Below are 6891 nucleotides of genomic sequence, written 5' to 3'. Positions count from 1 at the left end.
CAACGATCTGGCTATCACAAGTGTAAAAGCTTATGATACAAATGATGATGACAAGTATGAGACAGTAGTTCTTATGACAGAAGTTCAGACAGCTAACAAGTCATATTCTTTGACTATGGAAAACCTGACTGATAACTCAGTATTGGCTAATGCTTTAGGAAAGACAACACGTTCATTCCGTGGCGCTGCTGAAGATAAGACATCTCCAACAGTTAAAGCTGGTCAAATTAAGTCTGAAAACAATACACAAGTTGAAATCGAATTTACCGATAACAACGCAATGGATGCTGCAACTCTCGAAGATATCAGCAACTACAGTATTACTTACGGAAGTGAAACTCTTGAAGTAATCAGTGCTAAAGCGGCTGATACCAGTTATCCTGATGGATATACAACTAAAAAGGTTACACTTACAACTGCAGCTCAGGAAGTTAATAAGACTTACAAGCTGGAAGTTAAAGCTGTAGCTGATGAATTTGGAAATGTATTGAAGCAGACTGGTGGTAAGTACCCTGTATTCAGCTTCAGAGGTTCACCTGTAGATACTACACCTCCATACGTAGTAAAAACAGAGTATGTCAGCAACAATGAAATAAAATTACGTTTTGATAACAAAGTAGACAAGACAACTGCAACCGATCCTACAAACTATTCATTTAACAAGGATATCGGTTCACCAATCAAGGCAGCTTTGGAAAGCGATGATACAGTAGTTAAGTTAACTACTCCTACATTGACAGCTAATACAACTTATACTGTTACAATGAATAATGTAGAAGATAAGTTTGGAAATGCTATGTCAAATGCTAAAGTAGATGTTCTTACTAATTCAAAGGATATAGATACTACAGTACCATCCATATCCTACATCTACTCTCCAAATAACAAAGAAATACACATATACTTTGATGAAAAGATCGAGACTTATCCAAGTAGTTTGACTGTACAGCAGGTTAACAATGGTGCTTTGGTTGCTGGTACTTCAGTACCATGCACTTTTGCAGGAAAGCTTGATGATGGAAAAACTTTAGTTTACACAGTAACTTCAGGAACATTCTCAACTACATCCTCAGCTGATTACGTAATAGCTACTATTCCTACCGGGGATGCTAACCGTTTTGCTGATGAAGCTGGAAATAAAATAGTTACGTATACAGCTACTGTTCCTGATATAGCTGACAGATCAGTATTTACTTCAAACACTGAAGCAAACACTGCACCTGTTGTTGAATACATTGAGCAGGTTAATGTTAAAAAGCTTAAGGCTGTGTTCTCTGAACCAGTAAGATTGACCAATGTTCCATCCGGTAGTTTTAAAGAAGATAGAGGTAACACTGATATTGTAGACACTTATCAGTCTGAGTGGACAATTGAAAAGGCTTCTGGAATATGGAAGGCTAATGACAAAGTTACTTTGAATTTCAGTGCTTGGGCTAAGGATCTTTCAGGTGCACCTGCAGTTGAATTGGATACTAGCAAGGCTGATACAGAATACATCACATACATGGAAGATAATGTAGCTCCTGTTATTACAGGTGTTGCAGCAATCGACAGAAATACTATCGAAGTAACATATGACGAAGACATAGATGCTGTTGGTACTTACAGAGTTGTTTGGGAAGATCCTAACAACAGTAACATCAAGAAAACTATTTCTTTACAGACACCACCAGCTAAGGATGGCAGTGTTGTTACCATCAAGACCAATGATGAATTGGAATTGGCTAAAAACTATATATTAACAGTTCTTTCCGGTGCTAAAGATGTAGCTGGAAACAGAGAAGACTATAAAGATGTTAGATGGGATTTCGCTGGTTCTGATGTTAAGACTGTTGATCTTGTAAAGGGCGTTGGAACAATAAACGCTAAGAAGATCTATGTAACAGCAACTAAAGCTATTGCCTCAGTTACTGTATACGAACTTGGTAATACAAACGTTGTTATTCCACAGGCTTCTGCAATTGTAAGAACTGATAGCAATAAAAAGGCTACTGTTTCTCTTGAGTTACCACTTCTGTCCTCAAAGAGTTACAGAGCTGCAGTAACTTATGTACAGGGCGGTTCAGAGAATTTTGACTTTGAAGGAAATACTCCTGACATCGGCTTGGCTTTGGTAAGAGCAGATGCTAATACTGTTAAATTAGATCTTAATGGTTATACAGCAACTGACTATCAGGTAAAAATAATCGCAACTACCACAGGTGCTATTAATGTAGCTGGTGCTATTACTGGTACACCTGATACTGATACAACTGATACTGATGATTTAACATTTGGAACTGCAGGTACTCCTGCTAATGCATCAGAATACTATGTAGTATTAACCAAAGATGATGATCGTACTACAGTTGTATATGCTTCTAAAGTAGAAGTTATAATACAAGATGATGTAGCAGCTGGTTTTATGGTTACAGCTAAGGCTAATCTTACTACAGCTAGTTTAGTAGTGGCAACTCCTACAGCTGCGACAGCAACAATAGCATTACCTGATACTACCGTTGCTGGCACATTTGGAACAATATCTTGGTCAGCAGTTTCTGGTACAATTGATAATGGTGTTTATACAACTCCTACCAGACCACAAACTGATATATTGACTGCTACAATTACTATTGGTTCAGTTTCTGAGACTAAGACATTTAATGTAAATATCCCAGCTACAGGTGCTGTAACAGTTACTGTTGTTACTCCATAATAAAAATGTGTCAATGATTTAAAAGCTTGTGAGTCTGAAGGACTCACAAGCACTTGAAAACACTCCACGGTACATAAATACCTGTGGAGTGTTTTTTTATCCAACTTTCTTATACTTTCTTCTACAACATTTACAATATATATGGTAATATTAATATATCTAGGATTTTATTACATAGGAGGATAATTAAATTATGTACAAAAGGAGAATACTGGCGTTTATTATTATATGCTGCTGCTTAATATCAATTTTTGCTGTAACCGGTGTAATGGCAGAATCAACTACACAAGAATATATATCTGAAAATGATATGGCTTCAAGACTGAATCAGCTTGGAATGATAACAGGAAATGAAAAAGGTGATTATATGCTGCAATCCAAGCTAAAGAGAAGTGAAGCGACACAGTTTTTAGTTAATCTGATAGGTAAAAATAAATATGTTAAAGACAATAAAGATACATACTCTACAACAAGTTTTAATGATGTAAAAAAGACAGACTGGTTTGCACCAAGTGTGGGGTATTGTGAGCGTTCAGGCATTATAACAGTAAATGATACTGCTACCTTCAGACCAAAAGATTATGTATCTGAAAAAGAATTTTTAGGGATGACATTAAAAGCTTTGGGCTATACTACCGAAGATTTTTCCTGGAGTACAGTATTTCAGAAGGCCTATGAGGCAGGACTGGTAAGTGATCCCTCTTATCAGTCAAAAACTGATGATAACAGTGATTTTAAACGAGGAAATGTAGTAAGAGTTATGTATACTGCATTAGGATTACAACCTAAATCTGAAAATATGAGCCTGATTCAGAAGATGGTAAATGAAGATATAATAACCTATGAAACAGCCAGTGCTTCAAAGATTCTTAAGGATGAAGAAATTTCAAAAATTGTTGAAATAAAGCCATTAAATGAACAGAAAATAAAAGTTATTTTTAATGAAAAAATGGGTAATATTAATGCAGAGAGTATACAAATAAATGATATTTCAAATGGAAATATACTCAGTGTAAATGGTGTAAGCCAAACCGATACGGAGTTAATTATCAAAACTTCGACTCAGGTTGCTGCCAGAAAATACAGCATTGAAATTAAAAAGCTTGTAGATTACGAAGGAAATACAATTTCTAAAGTTTCAGGGCAATTCAGCGGATTTACAGTAGTTGAGGTAGTATCGGATTTATTTAAAATAAGCAAAATAGAACAAAAAAACGGGGACGAAGTAAATGTTTACTTTACACATCCTGTGAATGATAATGCAGCAAATCCGTTATATTATGAAATATATGAAAATGATTCACCATTTGTATCCTCAAGTCCGTCAGACACATTGATAAAAGTATTGCCTAATAGTGAGGGGGTAACTATTTCTTTAAAAGGAAAGAAATTTACTGCTGATCAGGAGTATTCTATAAAAGTTTCGTCAGAACTGATAAGTGCATTTGGAGTTACCTTTGTACCTCAGACAGAATTGGACACATTTATTGCAAAGGATATACAACAAAGTACTGGTTTTGCCATTGGTCAGGTCATATGCCTGACAAGGAATACGATCCAGGTGGATTTTACTATGGATGTTGATCCCAACATGGCTGAACAAATTTACATGTATAATGTAACTGATTCTAGCAATAAGCCAATTCAGGTAAAAGCAGCCCAGATGATTGCAAAACCGGGGAGAAGTGTGCTTCTTTCATTAGGTAGTTCCTTGGATCCAACAAAAAGTTATAACTTGATGGTAAATTTAATGAGTGATGTGAACCATCAATATACAATAAATACAAAAAGTTATTCCTTTGTTGGCGATACTGCAGGAATGATTGAATTTCAGGTATTTGGTGTTGTTCCTGTTGATACCTCCTCAGTTGATGTAACGTTCAGTAAGCCATTAAGTGAAAAAGCTTTATCTGATGTATCTAATTTTACAGTACTTGATACTAAAAATTCATCTTTTAAATTGAATCCGATTAAGGCTGTAGTGGCCTCTGAGGACTCATGTACTATAAGGCTGTTTTTTCAAAATGATAGGAAATTGCAGCCCAATATTACATATACGCTAAGAATGAGTTCAAAAATTACTGATTATACAGGGTATTCCTTGACCGGACAAAGCGACTATACATTCGATTCATACAATATTTCTGACGCAAATATGTCAATGGAAAAAGCAGTTAAAATTTCGCGGGATACGATAAAAGTAGTTTTTAGTAGAGAAATAGCGATGGATACTCCCAATATACTTACAGGTAATTACAGTGTTGAGTATTATGATAACGGAGCATTAGTGAAAAAGGTTCCTATAGCCATTACCTATATTGATAGTAAAGTAATCGTACTGAAATTTGACTATCTCCCTGAGGGTGTAGACTATACATTTAATTATAAGCAATTAAAAGATATAGGAGGAGAGGTTTACTCTGATTCACAAAGCAATACTATTAAAGTTACAGTGGCGAAATAGCTTTACAGTTAAATGGTAGAACTGGCTGTTTGTAGATAACCTAAGGGTGCTACATATAAAAGTTCTGATGTATATGGTATCATCGAGACACCAAAATCGAATGGACTTGACAATATATACATACTTGAATGTCTGCTGTTTTACATGCATGATTAGGACTGGGCGGAATTATCCACAAAATCTGGGCGGTCTGACGCTGAAAGACAGAATGTAAAAAGTAATATTTTGTTTCTCATTATGGCTAACCATATATAATTTACAAGGTTAGCTATAATGTAGAGCGATTACATTCATTTAATTGAGTTTTATCAAATTAAATGTCGCTGTAAAAAATTTTGTGTATGGAACATTGAAAATGCTCCTTTTTGGTTAAGAATTTAGGTATTAACCAGAGAGGAGATTTTTTATGAGTGCTTTACCAAAAGAGCTAATTCAGGAGAATGATTTTAAAATCTAGGCGAAATAATGTCCTTTTTAAAAGAAGCGTTCAAGGATATTCTTCAAGAAATGTTCGAAGCTGAGATGGATGTTACTCTTGGATATTCACGGGATGAATCAAACAATAAAATAACTGATAGCAGCAGAAACGGTTACTCAAGCAAGAAGCTAAAGAGTAATTTGAACCTAAAATAGTTTCAAAATATAAAAGAGATGTAGCTAGTATCGAAGAAAAAGTAATATCATTTTATGCAAGAAGCATGCCTGCAAGGGATATTCACGATTAGGCTAAAGAACTTTATGATTTTGATGTTTCATCTGAAACGGTTAGCAAAATAACCAAAAAATTGTTCCTGAGATTAGAGAGTGGAAAAGTAGACCTCTTGAGCCTGTATATCCTTTTGTATTTATGGATGCTATCCATTACAAGGTAAGAACTGATGGACAAATAGTTAATAAAGCTGCATATGTTGTCATGGGTGTAGATATTTTAGGCATTTAGATTGGTGAAAATGAATCCTCAAAATTCTGGTTAGGAGTCCTCTGAATGACCTTAAAAATAGAGGGATAGAAGATGTTCTAGTTTTCTATATAGATGGTCTTTAGAAATTCAGAGATGCATTATTCATCAATTAAGAAATTCATTCAAATTATAACAAGGATTTAAAGGTTTTTTCAAGGGATTTTAAGAGTGTGTAGCTCCAGCGAAAAAATAGCATTAAATCGACTTGAAGATTTAAAAGTAAATGGGGTAAGGAATATCCTTATGCATTTAGAATCTGGGAAAATAACTGAGAAGTACTATGTCCATTCTACAAATTCCCGGAACAAATAAGGAAGATAATACATACAACAAATATTATTGAAGGCTTACATCGACAGTTCAGAAAAGTAACCAAAGGCTAAAGCGGTGTTTCCTTCAGATAAATCCCTTGAGAAAATGCCTTACCTGGCTTCAATGAACGTAATAAAAAACGGACTCAAGGATACTGGAACTGGGAGGTAATGAGTCAACTAACGATTATGTATAATGAGAGGCTTGATTACTACATTTATCCACCATCAGCCACTAGCTTGTCCTCAGCGCCGGACAGGCTAAACCCTCAAAATAGAGGGAAAGACATAGAAATATCATTATTAAAGATTATTGCCAAATTTAGTCTGGAACATGCATAGAATCCCAGAAATCTGGCAATAATTTAAAATATAACATTTATTTTTAAGAGTTTGTACCTAGGAAATTCTCAGCCCAAAACTGAGTTAAAACTACTTCATACACAAAATTATTTACAGT

The 6891-nt window shown here is 34.9% G+C and carries 2 protein-coding genes and 1 pseudogene; all 3 read left to right on the top strand.

Going from position 1 to position 6891, the window contains the following annotated elements; translation table 11 throughout:
- Positions 1-2695 (top strand): Ig-like domain-containing domain (locus CTER_RS19825; RefSeq protein ID WP_004628568.1); only part of this gene is annotated, 2695 nt, incomplete at its 5' end.
- A 193-nt stretch (positions 2696-2888) separates the two neighbouring features.
- Entirely contained in the window at positions 2889-5159 is a 2271-nt protein-coding gene (locus CTER_RS19820) for an Ig-like domain-containing protein (RefSeq protein ID WP_004628625.1), read from the top strand.
- A 406-nt stretch (positions 5160-5565) separates the two neighbouring features.
- Positions 5566-6650, top strand: a pseudogene (locus CTER_RS27765) (IS256 family transposase); the annotation flags it as partial.
- Between the last annotated feature and the right edge of the window lie 241 nt (positions 6651-6891).

The organism is Ruminiclostridium cellobioparum subsp. termitidis CT1112 (assembly GCF_000350485.1).
GTDB classification, from domain to species: Bacteria; Bacillota; Clostridia; order Acetivibrionales; family DSM-1351; genus Ruminiclostridium; species Ruminiclostridium termitidis.
Note: the sequence above shows the minus strand (reverse complement) of the source record. Positions and strands in the feature narration are given on the sequence as shown.

Bases quoted from the DNA above. Each gene is read 5' to 3' on its own strand.
- CTER_RS19820 (WP_004628625.1), top strand. From the start codon at position 2,889: ATGTACAAAAGGAGAATACTGGCGTTTATTATTATATGCTGCTGCTTA.